Source organism: Flavobacterium sp. (assembly GCF_039595935.1).
Taxonomy (GTDB): Bacteria; Bacteroidota; Bacteroidia; order Flavobacteriales; family Flavobacteriaceae; genus Flavobacterium.
Window position 1 is genome coordinate 2,387,390 of the sequence record NZ_JBCNKR010000006.1, and the last position, 19,166, is coordinate 2,406,555.

At 32.5% G+C, this 19,166-nt stretch carries 21 protein-coding genes; 12 read left to right on the forward strand and 9 right to left on the reverse strand.

Annotated features, from left to right (window positions below):
- Nucleotides 1-9: 9 nt before the first annotated feature.
- A complete protein-coding gene (gene rlmD / locus ABDW27_RS20035; RefSeq protein ID WP_343697509.1) occupies nucleotides 10-1,422 on the reverse strand; it encodes a 23S rRNA (uracil(1939)-C(5))-methyltransferase RlmD in 1,413 nt (470 codons plus the stop codon).
- A 333-nt stretch (nucleotides 1,423-1,755) separates the two neighbouring features.
- Between rlmD and ABDW27_RS20040 the strand changes: the two genes are divergently transcribed.
- Nucleotides 1,756-2,631, forward strand: a complete 876-nt coding sequence (locus tag ABDW27_RS20040) for a HAMP domain-containing sensor histidine kinase (protein ID WP_343697510.1) — start codon at nucleotides 1,756-1,758, stop codon at nucleotides 2,629-2,631.
- Nucleotides 2,632-2,897: 266 nt separating this feature from the next.
- On the opposite strand, the gene ABDW27_RS20045 is transcribed toward ABDW27_RS20040, so the two are convergent.
- The 4 genes from ABDW27_RS20045 to epsC all read right to left on the reverse strand — a co-directional run bounded on the left by ABDW27_RS20045 (nucleotide 2,898) and on the right by epsC (nucleotide 6,901).
- Nucleotides 2,898-3,947: a hypothetical protein gene (locus tag ABDW27_RS20045; protein ID WP_343697511.1), complete on the reverse strand. Its 1,050-nt coding sequence runs from the start codon at nucleotides 3,945-3,947 to the stop codon at nucleotides 2,898-2,900.
- A gap of 164 nt (nucleotides 3,948-4,111) precedes the next feature.
- Complete coding sequence (locus ABDW27_RS20050) at nucleotides 4,112-5,098, reverse strand: aldo/keto reductase (RefSeq protein WP_343697512.1); 987 nt, start codon at nucleotides 5,096-5,098, stop codon at nucleotides 4,112-4,114.
- 122 nt (nucleotides 5,099-5,220) lie between these two features.
- A complete protein-coding gene (gene cysM / locus ABDW27_RS20055; protein WP_343697513.1) occupies nucleotides 5,221-6,108 on the reverse strand; it encodes a cysteine synthase CysM in 888 nt (295 codons plus the stop codon).
- A gap of 1 nt (nucleotide 6,109) precedes the next feature.
- A complete protein-coding gene (gene epsC, locus ABDW27_RS20060; protein WP_343697514.1) occupies nucleotides 6,110-6,901 on the reverse strand; it encodes a serine O-acetyltransferase EpsC in 792 nt (263 codons plus the stop codon).
- A 190-nt stretch (nucleotides 6,902-7,091) separates the two neighbouring features.
- Between epsC and ABDW27_RS20065 the strand changes: the two genes are divergently transcribed.
- Complete coding sequence (locus ABDW27_RS20065; protein ID WP_343697515.1) at nucleotides 7,092-7,793, forward strand: DUF1003 domain-containing protein; 702 nt, start codon at nucleotides 7,092-7,094, stop codon at nucleotides 7,791-7,793.
- A 14-nt stretch (nucleotides 7,794-7,807) separates the two neighbouring features.
- Here the strand turns inward: ABDW27_RS20065 and ABDW27_RS20070 are convergent, their stop codons facing one another.
- Nucleotides 7,808-8,074 carry a DUF2752 domain-containing protein gene (locus tag ABDW27_RS20070; protein ID WP_343698146.1) on the reverse strand — a complete coding sequence of 89 codons (267 nt, stop codon included), beginning with the start codon at nucleotides 8,072-8,074 and terminating at the stop codon, nucleotides 7,808-7,810.
- Nucleotides 8,075-8,196: 122 nt separating this feature from the next.
- Here ABDW27_RS20070 and ABDW27_RS20075 point away from each other — a divergent pair, with 122 nt between their 5' ends.
- Both ABDW27_RS20075 and ABDW27_RS20080 read left to right on the forward strand, forming a co-directional pair.
- A complete protein-coding gene (locus ABDW27_RS20075) occupies nucleotides 8,197-8,382 on the forward strand; it encodes a hypothetical protein (RefSeq protein WP_073413839.1) in 186 nt (61 codons plus the stop codon).
- Nucleotides 8,372-8,935, forward strand: a complete 564-nt coding sequence (locus ABDW27_RS20080; protein WP_343697516.1) for a Smr/MutS family protein — start codon at nucleotides 8,372-8,374, stop codon at nucleotides 8,933-8,935. The genes ABDW27_RS20075 and ABDW27_RS20080 overlap by 11 nt, the downstream gene beginning before the upstream one ends.
- Before the next feature lie 133 nt (nucleotides 8,936-9,068).
- Here the strand turns inward: ABDW27_RS20080 and ABDW27_RS20085 are convergent, their stop codons facing one another.
- Complete coding sequence (locus ABDW27_RS20085) at nucleotides 9,069-10,082, reverse strand: hypothetical protein (RefSeq protein WP_343697517.1); 1,014 nt, start codon at nucleotides 10,080-10,082, stop codon at nucleotides 9,069-9,071.
- An 86-nt stretch (nucleotides 10,083-10,168) separates the two neighbouring features.
- On the opposite strand from ABDW27_RS20085, the gene ABDW27_RS20090 reads away from it, so the two are divergent.
- Nucleotides 10,169-11,293 carry a cysteine desulfurase family protein gene (locus tag ABDW27_RS20090; protein ID WP_343697518.1) on the forward strand — a complete coding sequence of 375 codons (1,125 nt, stop codon included), beginning with the start codon at nucleotides 10,169-10,171 and terminating at the stop codon, nucleotides 11,291-11,293.
- 145 nt (nucleotides 11,294-11,438) lie between these two features.
- Here the strand turns inward: ABDW27_RS20090 and ABDW27_RS20095 are convergent, their stop codons facing one another.
- The gene (locus tag ABDW27_RS20095; RefSeq protein ID WP_343697519.1) at nucleotides 11,439-12,011 is read right to left on the reverse strand and encodes an L-threonylcarbamoyladenylate synthase; all 573 of its coding nucleotides are present in this window, start codon (nucleotides 12,009-12,011) and stop codon (nucleotides 11,439-11,441) included.
- 33 nt (nucleotides 12,012-12,044) lie between these two features.
- Entirely contained in the window at nucleotides 12,045-13,121 is a 1,077-nt protein-coding gene (locus ABDW27_RS20100) for a DegT/DnrJ/EryC1/StrS family aminotransferase (RefSeq protein ID WP_343697520.1), read from the reverse strand.
- A 250-nt stretch (nucleotides 13,122-13,371) separates the two neighbouring features.
- Between ABDW27_RS20100 and ABDW27_RS20105 the strand changes: the two genes are divergently transcribed.
- The 7 genes from ABDW27_RS20105 to ABDW27_RS20135 are packed head-to-tail and all read left to right on the forward strand — an operon-like array spanning nucleotide 13,372 to nucleotide 19,164.
- Nucleotides 13,372-13,602: a phosphopantetheine-binding protein gene (locus tag ABDW27_RS20105; RefSeq protein WP_053473634.1), complete on the forward strand. Its 231-nt coding sequence runs from the start codon at nucleotides 13,372-13,374 to the stop codon at nucleotides 13,600-13,602.
- 4 nt (nucleotides 13,603-13,606) lie between these two features.
- Entirely contained in the window at nucleotides 13,607-14,662 is a 1,056-nt protein-coding gene (locus tag ABDW27_RS20110; RefSeq protein WP_343697521.1) for a ketoacyl-ACP synthase III, read from the forward strand.
- On the forward strand, nucleotides 14,659-15,756 hold the full coding sequence (locus tag ABDW27_RS20115; protein ID WP_343697522.1) for an SRPBCC family protein: 1,098 nt from the start codon (nucleotides 14,659-14,661) through the stop codon (nucleotides 15,754-15,756). The genes ABDW27_RS20110 and ABDW27_RS20115 overlap by 4 nt, the downstream gene beginning before the upstream one ends.
- Nucleotides 15,756-16,499 (forward strand): SDR family oxidoreductase, encoded by a 744-nt coding sequence (locus ABDW27_RS20120; RefSeq protein ID WP_343697523.1) that lies wholly within the window; start codon nucleotides 15,756-15,758, stop codon nucleotides 16,497-16,499. The genes ABDW27_RS20115 and ABDW27_RS20120 overlap by 1 nt, the downstream gene beginning before the upstream one ends.
- A gap of 7 nt (nucleotides 16,500-16,506) precedes the next feature.
- Nucleotides 16,507-17,517 carry a ketoacyl-ACP synthase III gene (locus tag ABDW27_RS20125; protein ID WP_343697524.1) on the forward strand — a complete coding sequence of 337 codons (1,011 nt, stop codon included), beginning with the start codon at nucleotides 16,507-16,509 and terminating at the stop codon, nucleotides 17,515-17,517.
- Entirely contained in the window at nucleotides 17,517-18,152 is a 636-nt protein-coding gene (locus ABDW27_RS20130; RefSeq protein ID WP_343697525.1) for an acetyltransferase, read from the forward strand. Before ABDW27_RS20125 ends, ABDW27_RS20130 begins: the two co-directional genes overlap by 1 nt.
- A gap of 46 nt (nucleotides 18,153-18,198) precedes the next feature.
- Complete coding sequence (locus ABDW27_RS20135) at nucleotides 18,199-19,164, forward strand: glycosyltransferase (protein WP_343697526.1); 966 nt, start codon at nucleotides 18,199-18,201, stop codon at nucleotides 19,162-19,164.
- Nucleotides 19,165-19,166 lie beyond the last annotated feature (2 nt).

The following is a 19,166-nucleotide window of genomic DNA, read 5'->3' on the forward strand; positions in this document are numbered from 1 at the left end:
TGGTTTTTATTAACGAAGTTCTAAAAGTACAACATTTTCAACATGATGTGTCTGCGGAAACATATCAACCGGACGTACGCGTGTTACTTTATATTTTTCATCCATTAAAGCTAAATCACGTGCTTGTGTTGCAGAGTTACAGCTTACATACACTACTTTTTTAGGTGCAATTTTTAGAATTTGATCAATTACAGCAGCATGCATTCCGTCTCGAGGCGGATCCGTAATAATAACATCAGGTTTTCCGTGTTGTGCTATAAAAGCTTCATTGAATACCACTTTCATGTCTCCAACAAAAAACTCGCAATTCGTAATATTATTGCGTTCTGCATTGGCTTTAGCATCTAAAATAGCTTCTGGAACGCTTTCTACACCAATTACTTTTTTTGCTTTTTTAGAAACAAACTGAGCAATAGTTCCTGTTCCTGTATATAAATCGTAAACAGTTTCATTTCCGGTTAATCCGGCAAATTCTCTTGTTATTTTGTACAATTCGTAAGCCTGATCTGAATTTGTCTGATAGAAAGATTTAGCGTTAATACTAAATTTTAAACCTTCCATTTCTTCAAGAATATAGTCTCTTCCTTTGTAAAGTTTTATATCCTGATCGTAAATAGTATCATTTTGTTTTGCGTTTACAACATATTGCAGAGAAGTGATCTGCGGAAATTTTTCGTATACATGATCCAGAACCAGTTCGCGGTTTGCTTTATCATCTTCAAAAAACTGAATTAAAACCATAATTTCTCCAGTCGAAGCGGTACGAATCATTAAAGTTCTTAATAATCCTGAATGTTCTCTTGGATTAAAAAAAGCTAAATTATGTTCGTTGGCAAAAGCTCTGATTTCATTTCTAATGGCATTTGACGGATCTTCCTGTAAATGACATTTTTCGATATCAAGAATCTTATCCCACATTTTCGGAATATGAAATCCTAATGCATTTCTGTTTCCTAAATCTTCTGTGCTGCCAATTTCTTTTTCGGTTAACCAACGGCTGTTAGAAAACGAAAATTCCATTTTATTTCTATAGAAAAACTGTTTTTCTGAACCTAGAATATTTTCAAATTCCGGAAGTTCAACTTTTCCTATACGCTGTAAATGATTTTTTACTTCATTTTGTTTGAAATACAACTGCTGGCTGTATTTCATATTTTGCCATTTGCATCCGCCGCAAACACCAAAATGTTCGCAGATTGGCTCTACACGATGTTGAGATAATTCGTGAAATTTTACGGCTTTTCCTTCGTAATATGCTTTTCTTTTTTTGAATGTTTGTACATCAACAACATCGCCAGGAACGACATTCGGAATAAAGATTACTTTTCCGTCAGGAGCTTTTGCTACTGAGACTCCTTTTGCTCCGGCATCAAGAACCTGAATTTGATGAAAGACAACTTTGTCTGTATTTTTTCTTCCCATAGCGCAAAAATAAGCCTTTGTAAACTTTTACAAATTTTATTTTCATAATATTTTGTCAAATAATGTAATTTACTAGTTTAATAAACTTTAAAAGTTAACTTTGTCGCTGATATTGAGCCCCAAACTACAATATATAACCTATAGTTTTGTTATTTTTTTATGAAATTGTATCATAATCTTTCACAAATTGGCTTTTTAAAAAAAAGTTATGCGTTTAAATTTTTATTTGTCGCATTTATAGGAATTCATATTCCCTTAATTGGAATTTTATTTTTTGTACTCTTTTTCGAACATACTATTTCCGCTGCATCAATTTTGGTTTTTTCATTAATAATGACATTATTAGCAACCGGAATTACTTTGCTTGTTTTAAAACAGCTTATAAGACCTATTTCACTGGCTTCAAAATCACTGGACGATTATAGAAATAACAGAAAGTTATCGATTCTTCCAACTGATTATACTGATGAAGCAGGACTGTTAATGTGCAATATTCAGGAATCTATTTATGAGTCTGAAAGTTTTATCAACGAAAAACAGGATTTAATTTATATGCTTTCTCATGATTTGAAAAACTTTGCAGGAAATCCTCAGGGTTTGGCCAAATTGATTTTAAGTGAAAATCCTTCGGAATCGATTAAACATTTGGCTGATTTAATTTGCGAATCGACTAATTTACAATTCCGATACATCGAAAACTTTATTAAGTTATTAAAAGAACAAGATCAGGTTGTAAAAACCAATCAGGAAATCAGAATTATTTCTTTTGAAAATATTCTGCCGTTTATAAATGAACAGGTCGAACAGCGATTAATCGATAAAAATATAATTCTGAATTTAAGCGTTGAAATCAACGAAGCTAAACTTAGAATCGATGAAGGACTATTAGTTCAGGTTTTGGTAAATCTGATAAGTAATGCTATTAAATTTTCGTATTTTGACAGCGTAGTAAAAGTGAGGATTTACAAAGAAAATTCAAATGTTGTAATTACGGTTGCTGATAGAGGAATAGGCTTTGATAAAAATCAGATTGAAGAATTATTTAAAAAATTCACCAAAATGAGCCGTTTGGGTACTGCTAATGAATCTTCAACCGGAATTGGATTATATTTATGTAAAAAGATTATCGAGAAAAACAGAGGGCAGCTTACTGCTGCAAGCGAAGGAAAAAATAAAGGGGCCGAATTTAAAATTGAATTTGAAATCTAAGTTTCTGAGATTCTAAGGTTTTTTTCTTTTTTTTGGGAAACTCAATTTTTTATATGTCGTCCATTAATTCTTCATCATCTCTTTCGCGGGAAAGAATTAAGAGACATACAATTTTTAAATAGAAGCTTATATTTTTCATGATTATGATTTGTTTACTTTTTTATTATGAAGATGTTTGTTTTTTAAAAAGGTTGCGTGAAAATAAAATATTAAACCTCAAGTTCTGAACTTTTAATAAAAGCTCAGAACTTGAGGTTTACCAAAAATTAGTTATAAATGAATGTTGCTTTTCCGTCAACACAGTCAACTGATTTGGGTCTGCGAGGAACATCGCAAGTAGAATAAAGTTTCCATTTATAGTTAAACATTTCTTGCATCATAGTATACTCATTGATTTTAGCAAAAAAATCAGCAGTGTTAATATTTAAAGAATAAGGAATATACTTTTCTGGTCCCCCACAAGATTTTGATCCTATTGCCGTAAAACTCCATTCTCCTGTGCATGGTTTATTGATATCAGAAAGTGCAATAATCTCATTGTACAATTTTTGCAGCTCTTGTTCTTCTATTTTTTGATCAGCTCTATATAATAAAGTTGGTTTTTCATCAATGCAAGCAGCGGCTATTGGTTCAGAAACAACATCACATGTTGAACTAATATTCCATTTACGGTTGAATTCCATTTGTTTTGCTTTATACATATTGATTTTTGCAAAAAAATCATCAGTCCTATTGACTTTTACAAAGTAAGGAATGTATTTTTCTGGTCCTCCGCAAGGTTTTGATCCTATTGCAGTGAAATCCCAATCTCCATAACATGATGCATTGTTGATTGAAAGCGCAATAATTTCATCGTATAATTTTTCTAACTCTTGTTTTTCTATATTTTGATCAGCTTGATATAGTAAAGTTGCTTTTCCATTGATACAGGCAGCAGCTACAGGTTTAGGAACTACCTCACAAGTTGAACTGATATTCCATTTATTATTGAAAGTTTCTTGTTTTGCATTGTATGAATTGACTTTAGCTAAAAAATCAGTCTTATTTATTTTTAAAGAATATGGAATATATTTTTCTGGTTCTCCGCAAGGTTTTTTACCTATTGCAATAAAGTCCCAATCTCCTGAGCATGCTGCATTACTGTCAGAAAGTGCAACGATCTCATTATACATTTTTTCTAAATTTTTAGATTCTTCTTCTTTTAAAGATTGGTCATCTTGTGTTACTGCCGGACTTTTTGGTTTTAAGTATTCCTCAGGAGTGCAGGCGGTAAACGTTAAACAAATTGTAATGGCTAATAATGTAATTTTTTTCATGGCTTTAATTTTTTCTACAAAGAAGAAGGTTTTAAGAATTTTAAAAAGCCATGAAAAGTTTAAAAAACAATAAAATAAGCCTAACCCCTGAATAAAGTATAAAATATTCAGGTATTTAGATGCTGACTAGATTTTGTTTTTTTAGGAGTTGTTTAGTGATTTCCTTACCAAAGATGATGTACAGAAGGTTTTATATATTCGTCATAAATTTTATTCATTTCTGAAATTTTCTCTGCGCTTAGTTTAGGTAAATCGTAAACTGATAAGTTTGAAAGTACATGACTTTCTTTTGAAGCTCCCGGAATGATACAGCTTATGTCATTAAAACTCAAAATCCATTGCAGAGCGATAGGAGCAAGATTTTCAGTTTCCGGAAACAATGCTTTTAGTTTTTCAACAGCTTTTAATCCTAAATCATAATCGATTCCCGAAAAAGTTTCGCCTTTATCAAAAGCTTCACCGTTTCTGTTGAAATTTCTATGATCTTGTGTGTCAAAAGTTGTTTTGGCATCAAATTTACCTGTTAAAAGTCCGCTCGCAAGAGGAACACGGGCAATGATTCCGATATCTTTCTTTTGTGCTTCTGAGAAAAATAACTGTGATGGACGCTGACGGAATAAATTAAAGATAATCTGAACCGTGGTTACGTTTGAGTATTCAATAGCTTTTAAAGCTTCTTCAACTTTTTCGACACTTACGCCAAGATTTAAAATTTTCCCCTGATCTTTTAAACGATCAAACATTTCAAAGATTTCAGGTCTGTAATATACTTCGGTAGGAGGACAATGCAGCTGAATCAAATCTAAAGTTTCCAGTCCGGTTCTTTTCAAACTGTCTTCAACAAATTTCTGAAGCACTTGTGGCTGATATCCGTCATTCACATGCGGGTTAATCTGACGTCCGCATTTTGTAGCGATATAAATACGTTCAGAGCGGGAGCGAACCACTCTTCCAACAGCAGTTTCGCTTAATCCGTTTTCATAAACATCGGCAGTATCAATAAAATTTACACCGTTGTCGATTGCTGTATTGATAAGTTCATCAGCTGTTTTATCATTAAATCCTGAACCCCATTTTCCTCCAATCTGCCAGGTTCCAAGTGAGATTTCAGAGATATTGAAGTTTGTTTTTCCGAGTTTTCTGTAATTCATTTTTTTTCTTTTTAGGTACTAAGTTACTAAGGTTCTGAGGTGCTAAGTTTTTTTAAGTTGCTAAGCTTTTTATATTAAGTTTTTAAACTTAGAACCTTAGCATCTCAGAACCTTAGAACCTTTTAGTCAAACAAATCCGAAGACAAATATCTGTCACCGCGATCGCAGATAACGGCAACTATAACTCCAGATTCTAATTTTTCAGCAATTTTAAGGGCTACTGCTACAGAACCGCCGCTGCTCATTCCGGCAAAAACGCCTTCTTCAAGCGCTAATCTTTTAGTCATTTCTCGGGCTTCTTCTTCGCTTACGTCAATAACGGTATCTACTTTCGAGGCATCGAAGATTTTAGGTAAATATTCCTGAGGCCATTTACGGATTCCCGGAATCTGAGATCCGTCGCTTGGCTGAGCACCTACGATTTGAATCGCCGGATTTTTTTCTTTTAAATAAGTCGAAGTTCCAATAATGGTTCCTGTAGTTCCCATTGCCGAAACAAAATGCGTTACAGTTCCGTTAGTATCATTCCAGATTTCAGGCCCTGTGGTTTTATAATGTGCTTTCCAGTTATCGTCGTTTGCAAACTGATTTAGCATCAAATAACCGCCCTGAGCGACTTTTTTATCAGCATAATCTCTAGAACCAATAATTCCTTCTTCTGCTGGCGTTAAAATAACTGTTGCGCCATAAGCACGCATAGTTTGTGTTCTTTCTTTAGTTGAATCTTCTGGTAAAACCAATTCGATTTCTATACCAAATAATTGCGCAATCATGGCAAGGGCAATTCCGGTATTCCCGCTTGTTGCTTCAATTAATTTATCACCTGGTTTAATATCGCCTCTTTCAAGAGCAGCGGCGATCATATTATATGCAGCGCGGTCTTTTACACTTCCTCCCGGATTATTTCCTTCAAGTTTCAGTAAAAGCTTAACGTTTTTATTTTTAACCAAATTGACGGTTTCCATTAATGGAGTGTTTCCAATTAGGTTTAGTAACTTCTGTGGACCCATTTTATTTTTTTTCTTTTATTTTAACTTCTGTTGTAGTGGTATTCAGAACGATAGAATCTTCAGGAATAGATTTTGTTATCCATGAGTTTCCGCCTATTATACTATTTTTTCCAATGGTAGTTTCGCCTCCTAAAATGGTAGCATTAGCATAAATGCATACGTTTGCTTCAACGGTTGGATGTCTTTTCGCATTTTTCATTTCTTTGCTTACGCTCAAAGCTCCCAAAGTTACACCCTGATAAATTTTTACGTGTTTTTTGATAACGGTAGTTTCACCAATAACGATTCCCGTTGCGTGATCGATAAAGAATGGCGAAGCAATATCGGCACCGGCATGAATATCAGTTCCGGTAATTCGGTGTGCGTATTCGCTCATTAATCTTGAAAATAACAGCAAATCCAATTTGTATAATTCGTGGCTTAATCTGTAAATAGCGATGGCATAAAACCCCGGATATCCTAAATAAACTTCGTCAATACTGTTTGATGCCGGATCATTTTCTAAGATATATTCAGCATCCTGATTTAATTTTTCCAGAACTCCCGGAAGTTTTTCAACAAATCTGTCCCAAATCGATTCGCATAAATTTTCGGGTTTTTTGCAGGCGAGAACAGCAATTTCTTTAAAACGTATTTCAAGTTCGTCGATGCTTTCGTCAAGCGCGGCATTAGAATCAAAAAGAGTGTAGAAAAGCTTCTCTGTAAAATCTTCTGTTTTGGTTTTTATACCGTAATTTATATGAGAATGGCTTTTTAATGCCTTGATATTCTGTATGATATTGTCTTTTGTCACAATAGTAAAATTGAGTGGATATTTTAAAACGTTAAAAGTAAGGCGTTTTTTGTAAATAAGGACACGATTTAACTAAAGAAATTTTGTTTTCAGGGTGGTATTTGTGATAAATAAAAGAGAGATAAATGGTTATGTTTTATAAGATTCTTAAGAAGTTAATTGTGTAAATTAGCGTATAAAATATACGATGATGAAAAATAATTCAACTTTTAAAAGTGCTATTTCTAATATTTCTTTTCCCGAAAACGAGAAAATCTGCGGAAAATCTATTCACGATCCTATTTTGAGTCTTATTATTAAAGATCATCCTTCGTTTTGTGATGAAGATTGTATTTCATTTCAGGAATTGAATGAATATCGCCAAAGATATATTTCTAATTATCTGTCTACTGAAATCGGAGCGCTTTCTGATCTTGAAAAAAGTGTTATTTCATCTTTAAAAGAAGATAAATCAATCGTGAGTATTGTTGAAGATGAAGATGAAAAAAGAAGTTTTGGACAAAAAATAGCCGATCAGGTGGCTGATTTTGGCGGAAGCTGGACTTTTATTATTTCGTTTGTAGTTTTTATTGTGGTTTGGATTGGTTCGAATGTGTATTTGTTGCTCAATAAAGGTTTTGATCCTTATCCGTTTATTTTGTTGAATTTGATTTTGTCCTGTATTGCCGCACTTCAGGCTCCGGTAATTATGATGAGCCAGAATCGTCAGGAAGAAAAAGACCGAAATCGTGCCAAGAAAGATTATATGATTAACCTGAAATCTGAATTAGAAATCAGAATGATTCATGATAAAATTGATCATTTGATTATGCATCAGCAGCAAGAATTAATCGAAATTCAGAAAGTGCAGATTGAGATGATGAACGATATTTTAAACCAGATTAAAAAATAAAAACAGTTAAAATATCAAAAATAAAAGTGCTTTAAATAGTATCCAAAACAAACACAAACCAAATTTAATGCGGCAGCTTTCCAAACTATTTTTTGATAATTTTTTGATTTATTGAAAAAATAAAATAAAAGTAAAACAAGAAATAAAAGCGTTGTATAGATCGCCGGATACATTTTAAAAGCTGCTGAAAATTCTCCCTGAAAAAGTAAGAATAAAGATCGCTGAAAACCACAGCCCAGACACTCAAAACCAAAGAACTTTTTGAACAGGCAGGGGATCATATATTTGTCTAAATTCACAGGGTAATTTTTTACAATTTTACAAAAAAATATTCGATAACATTTCAGAAGAAAAGAACTTCTATTTTAAAGTTTTATACTTTTGGATTCTTAAACTTTAAAAAATGAAAACTTTTAAAATTTTAATTATGATTCTTGCGATTTCGGTTGCGCTTTATGAGCAGGTTTCTGATGATAAAAATATTTATATAATGGTAATTGCAATTGCTGTTTTTATGTTTGGGATGATGCAGCTGAGTGCAAAAACACCAAGTAAGAATCAAGAAAAAGAGGAGCAGGATGTTGACTAAAGGAGATAAAGTTTCAGTCTTAGACGAAGCGATAAACGGAACAGTAGTTTCGGTTAAAAACAATGAAGTTTTGATCGAAACTGAAGATGGATTTATGATGACATTTTTTGTCAATGAATTAGTTAAAATTCACGATTCCAGTAATTTAATGAATTCTATTAAAAGAATTAATTTAGAAGAAGTTACAAAAGAGAAAACGGAACCAAAACCGAGAAGTTTTGTTAAAGAAAAGAAGGATAAACGTGAAGTTGCAGTTCCGGAATTTGATTTACATATTGAAAAACTGGTAAAAAATAAACGCGGAATGTCTAATTATGATATTTTGACTTTACAAACTGAAACAGCAAAAAGACATATTGAATTTGCGATTAAAAACCGTATTCCAAAAATTGTTTTTATTCACGGTGTTGGCGAAGGAATTCTAAAAGCCGAACTGGATTTTTTATTAGGCCGTTATGAAGGAATTGATTTTCGAGATGCCAATTATCAAAAATATGGTTTAGGTGCAACAGAAATTTACATTCGTCAAAATATAAATAAAGATCAATTTTAGAGTTCATTTTTTAGAATTTTAAGCATAAAAAAGGTCCGTTTTTCAAAACTGATTTCGATAGAAAATCAAATGAAAAACGGACGTTTTTTTGTAGGAATAAAATAAGATTTTTTTGGAATCCTTTTTTAGACTTTTAAGGAGTTACTGTTATTTTTCCTAAAAGAAAACTGTTGCCTAATTTAAAAGAGCTATTGTCTTTTTTCAATACTACATTCTTTAATACAACAGTATGTATGTAACTTGCTCCACCGGCAATTTCTTCTGTCGTAACTTCTATAGTTGCTTTTGTACCTGCAGCTGTATCATTTGTTCCAATCCAGGTTTGACTTAATGAAGGTAAAGTTGGAATTTGTGATCCACAGAAATTATAATCTGAGGTAATACTTCCTGTTCCGCTTTTAAAAGTTCTATAAACAACTTTGTTTGTCGAAGAAGTTATATCTTGTGTTCTTGGCTGTCCTGTTGGAGTAGCTTCATTTTTAAGAAGTGATGGGTCTAAGCTTTCTACAGTTAATGTAAAAGATGCATTGTAATTGTAAATTTTTGTATTGCCATTACAAACCTCCGCTTTATTGGTATCAGTATCTGCAAACGTTAAATCGGCAGGTGTTACCGTTGTTTGCAGTGTACCAAATTCAAAAAGTTCTTCAACCTGAGGTCCAGATGGTTTTAAGAAGGTTACATTATTAAATCTAATAGTATGATTGTAGGCTTTAATTCTGGTAGCTCCATTTGCATCAGGATCTGTCGTAACCTGATCAGTAACAATTTCTATTTTACCGGCTGTTCCAACCCATTCTTCCGTAACATTTGGTGTACTTGGCGGGATAGTTCCGCAGATATTGTCTTTGGCCACAGTTCCGTTATAAGCTCTGTATAAAACACGATATTGTGCATTGTCAATGTCATATTCTACAGTACCCGGATCATTTATTAAGCCTTCTGTTCTTGGCAGTTGAAGAATAAAAGCTTCCTGAGATTTTAATTTATATACTATAAAAGGATCAGTACTGGTACTGTTTTCATCAAATGTAGTACAGCTTGTAGGCGTAACAGAATCAAAATCGATTGTATCAACCGTTAGATCGCCGTCATCACATCCATTTAAGAAAAGCGCCAGTAATAAAAGGCTTGCATATTTTTTCATCGTGATTTTATTTGTGCCAAAAATAGTGAAAAATTTGGCAAATGATATTTAAGATTAGACAATTGATATTTTATAACTTTGCATTAATGAAAAAAGTATATCTCGATAACGCCTCAACGACTGCTATGCGACCTGAAGTTATTCAGGAAATGACAAAAATCATGGCAGAAGATTTTGGCAATCCGTCTTCAACACATAGTTTTGGCCGAAATGCCAGAACCATTTTAGAACTTTCAAGAAAAAGTATCGCTAAACACCTTAATTGTTCAGCGCAGGAAATTGTTTTTACTTCTGGCGGTACAGAAGCTGATAACTGGATTTTAAGATCGGCAGTTGAAGATCTTAAAGTTGAACGTATTATTACTTCAAAAATCGAACATCATGCTGTTTTATACAGTGTTTTGGCATTGCAGTCTGATTACAATATTCAGGTTGATTATGTAAATGTTAATGCAGATGGAAGTCTTGATTTAACGCATCTTTCTAATTTATTATCCGAAGAGAAAAAAACGATCGTTAGTTTAATGCACGTAAATAACGAAACCGGTACTGTTTTAGATTTAGAGAGAGTAGGAACTATTTGTAAACAATACAAAGCTCTGTTTCATTCAGATACTGTTCAGTCAATTGGAAAAACCGAAATCGATCTTCAAACCATTCCTGTAGATTTTATTCTGGCGAGTGCGCATAAATTTCACGGACCAAAAGGAGTAGGTTTTGCCTTTATTCGTAAAAACTCTGGTTTGCAGCCTATCATTTTCGGTGGAGAACAAGAAAAAGGTCTTCGTGCCGGAACTGAAGCCGTACATCAAATTGCCGGAATGGCAAAAGCGTTGTCGCTTTCGTATGAAAATTTAGATAAGAAAAGAAGTTATATTTCTGATCTAAAAAACTATCTTATCGAACAATTGGAAATTAATTTTCCGGGATTTAGAATTAACGGAAAAAAAGAGGATTTCTACAACATAATCAATATTACGCTGCCTTTTTCTTCAGATAAAACATCGATGCTTTTATTTAGTTTGGATATGAAAGGAATTGCAGTTTCAAGAGGAAGCGCCTGCCAGTCCGGAAGCATTAAACCTTCGCATGTTTTAAAAGAAATGCTTTCAGAAGATGACCTAAAATTGCCAAATCTCCGAATTTCATTTAGTCATTACAACACAAAAGAAGATATTGATTGGTTGATTGAGAGCCTTAAAGTGGTTTAGTTTTTAAAGGTGCTAAGGTTCTGAGATACTAAGACTCTAAGTTTTTTTTGCGATGTCCTTTGACTTCGCTCAGGATGACATTATAATCTGTCAGGCTGAGCGAAGTCGAAGCCACTTATTTTCTAAGTTTTTATAAATCTAAAATTTATTTACGAATAACTTTAACCTGCGAATCTTTTGTTAACTTGATAATTGTAGATGATTTTCCGTTGATTTTGTCCTGATTTAATTTCACCACATAATCAACCCCGTTTATAATTTCCGGACTAATATCTTTAAAACTTTGCGGCGTTGGCTGACCTGAAATGTTTGCGGAAGTCGAAACTAATGGTTTTTTCATTCTTTCCATTAATTTATAACAAAAAGGTTCTTTTACCAGCCTAACTCCAAGTGATTTATCAGCAGAAATAACATTAGGAGCTACGTTTCTGGCATCGTCAAGAATTAAAGTTGTTGGTTTTTCAGATAAATCCATAATCTGCCAGGCAACTTCGGGAATATCCTTAAAAACGTTATAAATCATTTTTTCACCATTCACTAAAACAATCATACTTTGAGTTTCGGCGCGTTGTTTTAGTTTATAAATTTTAGCAACAGCCTCAGGATTAGTAGCGTCACATCCAATTCCCCAAACAGTGTCAGTTGGGTAAAGAATAATTCCGCCTTCTTTAATTACTTCAAAAGCATTGTGAACTTCAGTATTAATATCTTGATTCATAACGTAATGTATTAGAAAACAATAAAATGGTTTTTATTGTAATGTTTGTATATTTATAATTTGAACAATGTTTTCCAGATCAGTTTCAGGAATTCCCACGTATAAAGGTAAACATAAAATTCGCGAAGCAATAGATTCTGAAATTAGCATTTTTTCTCCTTTCGTATATTCAATCGTATTTAAAGAAGGATAAAAATAACGACGAGGAATTATATTTTCAATTGCCAGAGCATTCAAAACCTTCAATAAAGTTTCTTCTGAATCTAAAATTACCGGATAATAACTATAATTCCATTCTGTATTTTCTCTTATTTTTAAAGCTTGTACAGTATTGAAATTTAATTTGTTATTATAAAAGTCAACTACTTTTTTTCTTTCGTCGATAATATGGTTCATGTACGGAAATATCGCCAGACCCATAGCTGCCTGAAGCTCAGAAATTTTGGCATTAATTCCCAAACCATGAAAAGCCAAAGGGCCATTATGTCCAAAATTATGACTGTAATATAATTGGTGATAATCGGCATCATTGCAAAACATGGCGCCGCCTTCTCCGGTATGAAATAATTTAGTCGCATGAAAACTGCAGGTGCTTACATCTCCAAAATTAAAAATAGATTCATTGTTGTAGGTAACCCCAAAACAATGTGCGGCATCGTAAATAACTTTTAGATTGTGTTTTTTAGCAATTTTCTCAATTGCAGTAACATCACATGGATTTCCAAAAACGTGAGTTGCTAAAATTGCAGTTGTTTTTGGTGTTATGGCAGCTTCAATTTTGGTTTCGTCAATTGTTAAATAATCCGGGTGAATATCTACAAATACTGGAGTACAATTTTCCCAAACAATCGCCGCCGAAGTGGCAACATAAGAAAATGGCGTTGTAATAATCTCGCCGCCTTTTCCAAAAAGTTTTAAAGCAATCTGAATTGGAATCGTTCCGTTATTTGTAATTATAATATTAGAAACATTCAGAAAGTTTTTAAGCTTATCTTCAAGTTCTAATGTTAGTTCGCCTCTGTTAGTTAGCCAAACTTTATCCCATGCACGTTTTACATAAGCGTTGTATTCTTCTTGCGGGGGCAAAAAAGTTTTGGTTACAGGAATCATTTAATTATTGATTTAGTGGGTTTAAATTTATCTTTAAGGATAAACTATTGTTATATTTGCGGGGTAAAATTAGGAAAAGAAACCTTAATTTTTGATATAACTAAATATTATAACATTTTAAGAAGTAAAACTTTTAGTTAACATGATTGGTTAACAGTAGATTAAGTTTTTTAATTCGCTTAAAAGAATGTTTTTCAATATTTGGTATGATTAATGTGAAAAATGAAAACAAAATAAATTTAAGATTACTATGGAAATCAACGCTTTTTTGAAAAATTTTGCAGATATTTTAGATGATACAGATGCAGCTCTTATTACACAGGAAACTGTTTTTAGAGATTTAGACGAATGGAATTCATTAACAGCTTTGTCATTAATTGCAATGGCTGACGAAGAATATGATGTGAAATTAACAGGAGACGAAATTAAATCTTCTAATTCATTAAATGACATCTTCGAAATAATTAAAAATAAAGCATAATTAAATGGCAGCTTTTTCAGTACATGATATTGCAATAAGAGGTATTTCCTGCAGCGTTCCTAAAAATAAGGAACTAAATGTTGATTTAAATATTTTGACACAGGAAGAGATTCAAAAATTTATTGAAGCAACCGGAGTTGAAGAACGACGAATTGCGACAAAAGATATTTGCACTTCTGATTTATGCTGTGAAGCTGCTGAAAAATTGCTTAAAGATTTAAATTGGCAGAAAGACGAAATCGAAATCTTGGTTTTTGTTTCTCAGACTGCCGATTATATTTTACCTGTTTCTGCTGCCATACTGCAGGACAGATTAGGATTATCTACAAATTGTGTTGCTTTTGATGTTCCGCTGGGATGTTCAGGTTATGTTTACGGAATGTCGATTATTGCCGGAATGATGAAAGCGACGGGACTTAAAAAAGGTTTGCTTTTAGCCGGAGATACAAGCAGTAAATTACTTTCTAAAACAGATAAAAGTACCGTTCCGTTATTTGGTGACGGAGGAAGTGCAACAGCATTTGAATTTGACGAAAATGCAGAAAAAATAGATTTTGATTTAGGTACAGATGGTTCTGGTTATAAAGCTATTATTATTCCAGATGGAGGTTCTAGAAACAGAATAAACGAAGATTCGCTTAAAGTTGTTACTATCGAAGAAGGAATCAGCAGAAATTCCTGCAATTTGGTTCTTGACGGAATGGATGTTTTTGGTTTCGGAATTTCTCAGGCGCCTAAAACGGTAAAAAAACTTATTGAAAAATTCGAAATTGATATTGACAAAATAGATCATTTTGTATTTCATCAGGCCAATTTGATGATGAACAAAATGATAGTAAAAAAACTGAAACTGCCAGTTGAAAAAGTTCCGTATTCATTAAAAGAATTTGGAAATACTTCATCTGCTACAATTCCTTTAACGATTGTGGCTCAATTAAAAGAAAGCCTTACAAATACGTCTAAAGATTTAATAGTTTGCGGTTTTGGAGTTGGGTTATCATGGGGGACAGCAAAAATTAAGCTGGACAATGTTGTGATTTCTGATTTAATAGAAATATGATAAAAAATTTTGATTACATAGACGAATCGGTTTATCAAAAAGAAAAATCTTTATTTTTAAATGAATCCTGGATTCTCGCTGCTCACAAAAATGAATTATTAAACAATAATGATTTTGTGACTTTTGAGTATTATGGAAACAAGATTTTTATTCAAAATTTTAACGGTACAATTAAGTCTTTTCAAAATGTTTGCCTGCACAGATTTAATACGATACACGAAGAACCTTTTGGAAACAGAGTTTCATCGTGTTTGTATCATAACTGGACTTACGGGAAAAAAGGAAATGTTGTAGGTTTAATGTGCCGAAATTCGTTTGAAAGAGAAGAAATAAATGAATTAAAGCTTAAAGAATATGAAGTGGCTTTTTGTGGAGATTTTGTTTTCTTAAAATTAAACGAAAAATTCGACAAGACTTTATATGAATATTTAGGAAATATCTTTACGCCGCTTGAAGAATTAAGTTTACATTTTGGATCCAAAACAATCGATTATTCAATCGAACATAAAGCGAACTGGAAACTTCTGGTTGAGAATGTTTTAGAGTGCTATCATTGTACTTCGGTTCATGAAAATTCATTTGCCAAAATGGGATTTGGTTCCGTTCCGCCTGAAAAATTTGATTTTTTTGATGCTCACAGCTGGTGCGAATTTCCAAAAGGAGAAGATGTAAAACCCAATAAAATTATTGAGAAATCATTATCAGCGAGAACTTTCAAAACACAAGGATATTATCATTTTTACCTATATCCAAATGCATTTGTGAGTACAGTAGAAGGAAAAGGATTTTATCTAGGATTTATGTTTCCTGAATCTCCTTCAAAAACCAATTTAAGAGTACGTTATTTTGCAACAAAATTTGAAAAAGAATTAAGCGAATCAGAACAAAATATTATTGATTTTATAAATAATAGTTCGAATGATTCTCTGGATTTGGTTTTAAATGAAGACAAAAAAATATTAGAAAATATTCAGCCCAATCTGGCGAACTTTCAAGATCATTCTCCAATATTTGGAAACGAAGAATTTAGAATTTTAAAGTTTTATGAATTTTTCAATAAACAAAAATTACAAAAAGAACAAAACGATATATAATGAATCCATTTGATTTATCAGGAAAAAAAATCTTAGTAACCGGAGCCTCTTCAGGAATTGGTTATGAAACTTGTCAGGCAATTGTAAGACAAGGCGGAACTTTTGTCGCCATTGCAAGACGTAAAGATTTTTTAGAAAAATTAATAGCTGAATGTGGAAGTGAAAACAGTTTCATAGCTGCTGATTTATCTAAAATGGAAGATATAAAATCTATTGTTGAAACAATTGAAAATGTTGACGGAATTGTTCATTCAGCCGGAGTTGTAACACTTGCGCCTGTAAAATTTTATTCAGAAGAATTAATGAATGAAATGAGAAGTATCAATTTTGATTCGATTGCTTATCTGATTAATTTAATTTTCAAAAAGAAAAAAATTAACAAAGGAAGTTCAATTGTATTAGTTTCGTCTATTGCCGGTTTATTTGGTATGAAAGGAAACGGAATTTATGCAGCCAGCAAAGGAGCTTTAATTGCGATTTCTAAAGTTTGGGCAAATGAATTTGCATCGAGTAAAACCCGTGTAAATTGCGTTTCGCCAGGAATGGTAAAAACAGAAATTACCTCAAAATCTATTGAAGATTTATCTCTTGAAGTTATTCAGCAGGACGAAAAAAAATATCCTTTAGGATATGGAGAACCGTCTCAGGTTGCAAATCCAATTGTATTTTTATTATCAGATGCAAGCAGCTGGATTACGGGACAAAATTTAGTTTTAGACGGAGGAAGAACTTCAACAATTTAATTTGTAGATGAAAGCACATATTAAAGCCATATCCTATTATCTGCCAGAAGCAATTCTGTCTAATGAGTTGATTAATCAGGATTTTCCGGAATGGGATATTGAAAAAATTAGTTCCAAAACCGGAATAAATTCCAGACATATAAGTGCAGCTGATGAATTTTCATCAGATATGGCGGTAAAAGCGGCCGAAAAATTATTTGAAGAACATAATATAGATCGTTCGACCATAGATTATTTATTGTTTTGTACCCAAAGTCCGGATTATTTTCTGCCTACAACAGCTTGTATTATTCAGGATAAATTAGGTTTGAATACTTCGATTGGAGCTTTAGATTTTAATTTAGGCTGTTCAGGATTTGTTTATGGATTAAGTCTGGCAAAAGGATTAATTGCCGGTGAAATGGCAAAAAATGTTTTGCTGATTACTTCAGAAACGTACACAAAATTTATACATCCGAGGGATAAAAGCAATAAAACTATTTTTGGAGATGCCGCAGCAGCAACTTTAATAAGCAGCGAAAAAGGTTTTTGCTCAATCGGTAATTTTATTTTCGGTACTGACGGAAAAGGAGCAGAAAACCTTATTGTAAAACAAGGCGGAATGCGTTTTCCGGTTTCAAACGAAAATGAAGATATTCAGGATGAATTTGGCAATATCAGAAATGATAAGAATTTGTTCATGAACGGAACTGAGATTTTTAATTTCACTGGAGAATTTGTCCCAAAACTTACAAAGTCAATTTTAGAAAAATCTAATTTGGCTCAGGAAGATATTGATTTATTTGTTTTTCATCAGGCGAATAAATACATGCTGAATCATTTAAGAAAAAAGATAAAAATCCCGGAAGAAAAATTCTTTATTTCGATGGAACACTGCGGTAATACAGTATCATCTACAATTCCGATCGCACTTTATGATGCTCAAAAACAAGAAAAACTATCTCATATTAAAAATGTAATATTAGCCGGTTTTGGAGTAGGATATTCCTGGGGAGCTTGTAATTTAATTATAGAATAATGAAAGATTTAATCATAGTAGGAGCAAGGGGTTTTGGTCGTGAAGTTTACGATTTGGCCACACAATGTTCTGGTTATAATATTGAATATACGATAAAAGGTTTTCTCGATGATAAAGCCGATGCACTTGAAGGTTTTGACAATTATCCGGCCATTTTAAGCTCTGTAGAAGATTATGTAATTCAGGAAAATGATGTTTTTATTTGTGCATTAGGAACCGTACAATGGAAAAAACATTATGCTGAATTAATTCAGGCAAAAGGCGGAAACTTTATCAATCTAATTCACCCTTCGACAAAATTAAATACAAATGCAGTTGTGGGAACCGGATTACTGGTTTTTATGTATGCCAATATAAGTAACGACTGTGTTATTGAAGATTTTGTTACCATTCAAGGATATGTAGGTTTAGGCCACGATACAAAAATTCACAAATGGGCACATTTGAGTTCTTATTCTTTCACAGGCGGTTTTGTTGTGCTTGAAGAAGAAGTAACATTAAACACCCGTGCAACAGTTCTTCCGCGTGTAACGGTTCGAAAAGGCGCAACAGTAGGAGCGTGCAGTATGGTTATCAAAAACGTAAAAGAAAATACAACTGTATTTGGAGTTCCGGCAAAAAAACTTGATTTCTAAAAATCAATCTTTTTAATTAATACAAAAAAATCTTAGTAGCTATTTCATGAGAAATCAAAGTGATATCATTTTAAATTGGAAAGGAAATTTAGACCAGCCAGTCGTAAGTATTCTATGTGATGCATACAATCATGAAAAATTTATTGTAGAAACTTTAGAAGGTTTTTTAAATCAAAAAACTACTTTTCCTTTTGAAATTATTATTCATGATGATGCTTCAACAGATAATACTCCGGTTATTTTAAAAGAATTTGCCGAAAAATATCCTTTAATTATTAAACTCGTTTTACAAAAAGAAAATCAATATTCTCAAAAAATCAATTTTTGGAGTGATATAACTTTTCCTATGGCACAAGGAAAATACATAGCTTTATGTGAAGGAGATGATTACTGGATTGATGAACAAAAACTGCAAAAACAGGTTGATTTTTTAGAAAATAATACTGAATACGTAATTACGTGGACCGATTTTTTCACCAGAAAAGATACAGAATTAGTGCCAAACGATTTTAAAGAAACACTGCCAGATGTATATACAATTGATTTTGATACACTTTTTCAACCTTATTGTACGTATACTTTAACAAGTCTATTTAGAAAAGATGCAGTTGATCCTTTAGAATATAAAAAATTCAAATACGGTAAAGATAACACACTTTATTCAATAGCGCTTTGTCACGGAAAAGGCGCATTTTTAAATTTCCAGGCAGCCGTTTACAGATGGCATTCAGGAGGAGTTTATTCTTTACAATCTCCATTTTTTCAGCGTTATTCTTCTTATCGTAATATAAAAGAAATACTTCAAAACATTCCGCAGGCGAGAACCCATAACATGAAAAAAGTTATGTCGACTTTGCTAAAAGCATCAGCATTTGAAGCTTTAAAACTGCGAAAATCGGAACAATATAAAAATATTGAAGAAGCTGAAATTGCTATAAATGAGTTTTTAGAAAAAGCCAGTTTTTCTTTAAAACTGAAATATTTATGGCGCTACATTAAAACGAATATTTAACT

Coding starts and splice junctions, on each gene's coding strand:
- rlmD (WP_343697509.1), bottom strand. CDS start 1,422: ATGGGAAGAAAAAATACAGACAAAGTTGTCTTTCATCAAATTCAGGTT.
- ABDW27_RS20040 (WP_343697510.1), top strand. CDS start 1,756: ATGACATTATTAGCAACCGGAATTACTTTGCTTGTTTTAAAACAGCTT.
- ABDW27_RS20045 (WP_343697511.1), bottom strand. CDS start 3,947: ATGAAAAAAATTACATTATTAGCCATTACAATTTGTTTAACGTTTACC.
- ABDW27_RS20050 (WP_343697512.1), bottom strand. CDS start 5,098: ATGAATTACAGAAAACTCGGAAAAACAAACTTCAATATCTCTGAAATC.
- cysM (WP_343697513.1), bottom strand. CDS start 6,108: ATGGGTCCACAGAAGTTACTAAACCTAATTGGAAACACTCCATTAATG.
- ABDW27_RS20065 (WP_343697515.1), top strand. CDS start 7,092: ATGAAAAATAATTCAACTTTTAAAAGTGCTATTTCTAATATTTCTTTT.
- ABDW27_RS20070 (WP_343698146.1), bottom strand. CDS start 8,074: ATGATCCCCTGCCTGTTCAAAAAGTTCTTTGGTTTTGAGTGTCTGGGC.
- ABDW27_RS20075 (WP_073413839.1), top strand. CDS start 8,197: ATGAAAACTTTTAAAATTTTAATTATGATTCTTGCGATTTCGGTTGCG.
- ABDW27_RS20080 (WP_343697516.1), top strand. CDS start 8,372: ATGTTGACTAAAGGAGATAAAGTTTCAGTCTTAGACGAAGCGATAAAC.
- ABDW27_RS20085 (WP_343697517.1), bottom strand. CDS start 10,082: ATGAAAAAATATGCAAGCCTTTTATTACTGGCGCTTTTCTTAAATGGA.
- ABDW27_RS20090 (WP_343697518.1), top strand. CDS start 10,169: ATGAAAAAAGTATATCTCGATAACGCCTCAACGACTGCTATGCGACCT.
- ABDW27_RS20095 (WP_343697519.1), bottom strand. CDS start 12,011: ATGAATCAAGATATTAATACTGAAGTTCACAATGCTTTTGAAGTAATT.
- ABDW27_RS20100 (WP_343697520.1), bottom strand. CDS start 13,121: ATGATTCCTGTAACCAAAACTTTTTTGCCCCCGCAAGAAGAATACAAC.
- ABDW27_RS20105 (WP_053473634.1), top strand. CDS start 13,372: ATGGAAATCAACGCTTTTTTGAAAAATTTTGCAGATATTTTAGATGAT.
- ABDW27_RS20110 (WP_343697521.1), top strand. CDS start 13,607: ATGGCAGCTTTTTCAGTACATGATATTGCAATAAGAGGTATTTCCTGC.
- ABDW27_RS20115 (WP_343697522.1), top strand. CDS start 14,659: ATGATAAAAAATTTTGATTACATAGACGAATCGGTTTATCAAAAAGAA.
- ABDW27_RS20120 (WP_343697523.1), top strand. CDS start 15,756: ATGAATCCATTTGATTTATCAGGAAAAAAAATCTTAGTAACCGGAGCC.
- ABDW27_RS20125 (WP_343697524.1), top strand. CDS start 16,507: ATGAAAGCACATATTAAAGCCATATCCTATTATCTGCCAGAAGCAATT.
- ABDW27_RS20130 (WP_343697525.1), top strand. CDS start 17,517: ATGAAAGATTTAATCATAGTAGGAGCAAGGGGTTTTGGTCGTGAAGTT.
- ABDW27_RS20135 (WP_343697526.1), top strand. CDS start 18,199: ATGAGAAATCAAAGTGATATCATTTTAAATTGGAAAGGAAATTTAGAC.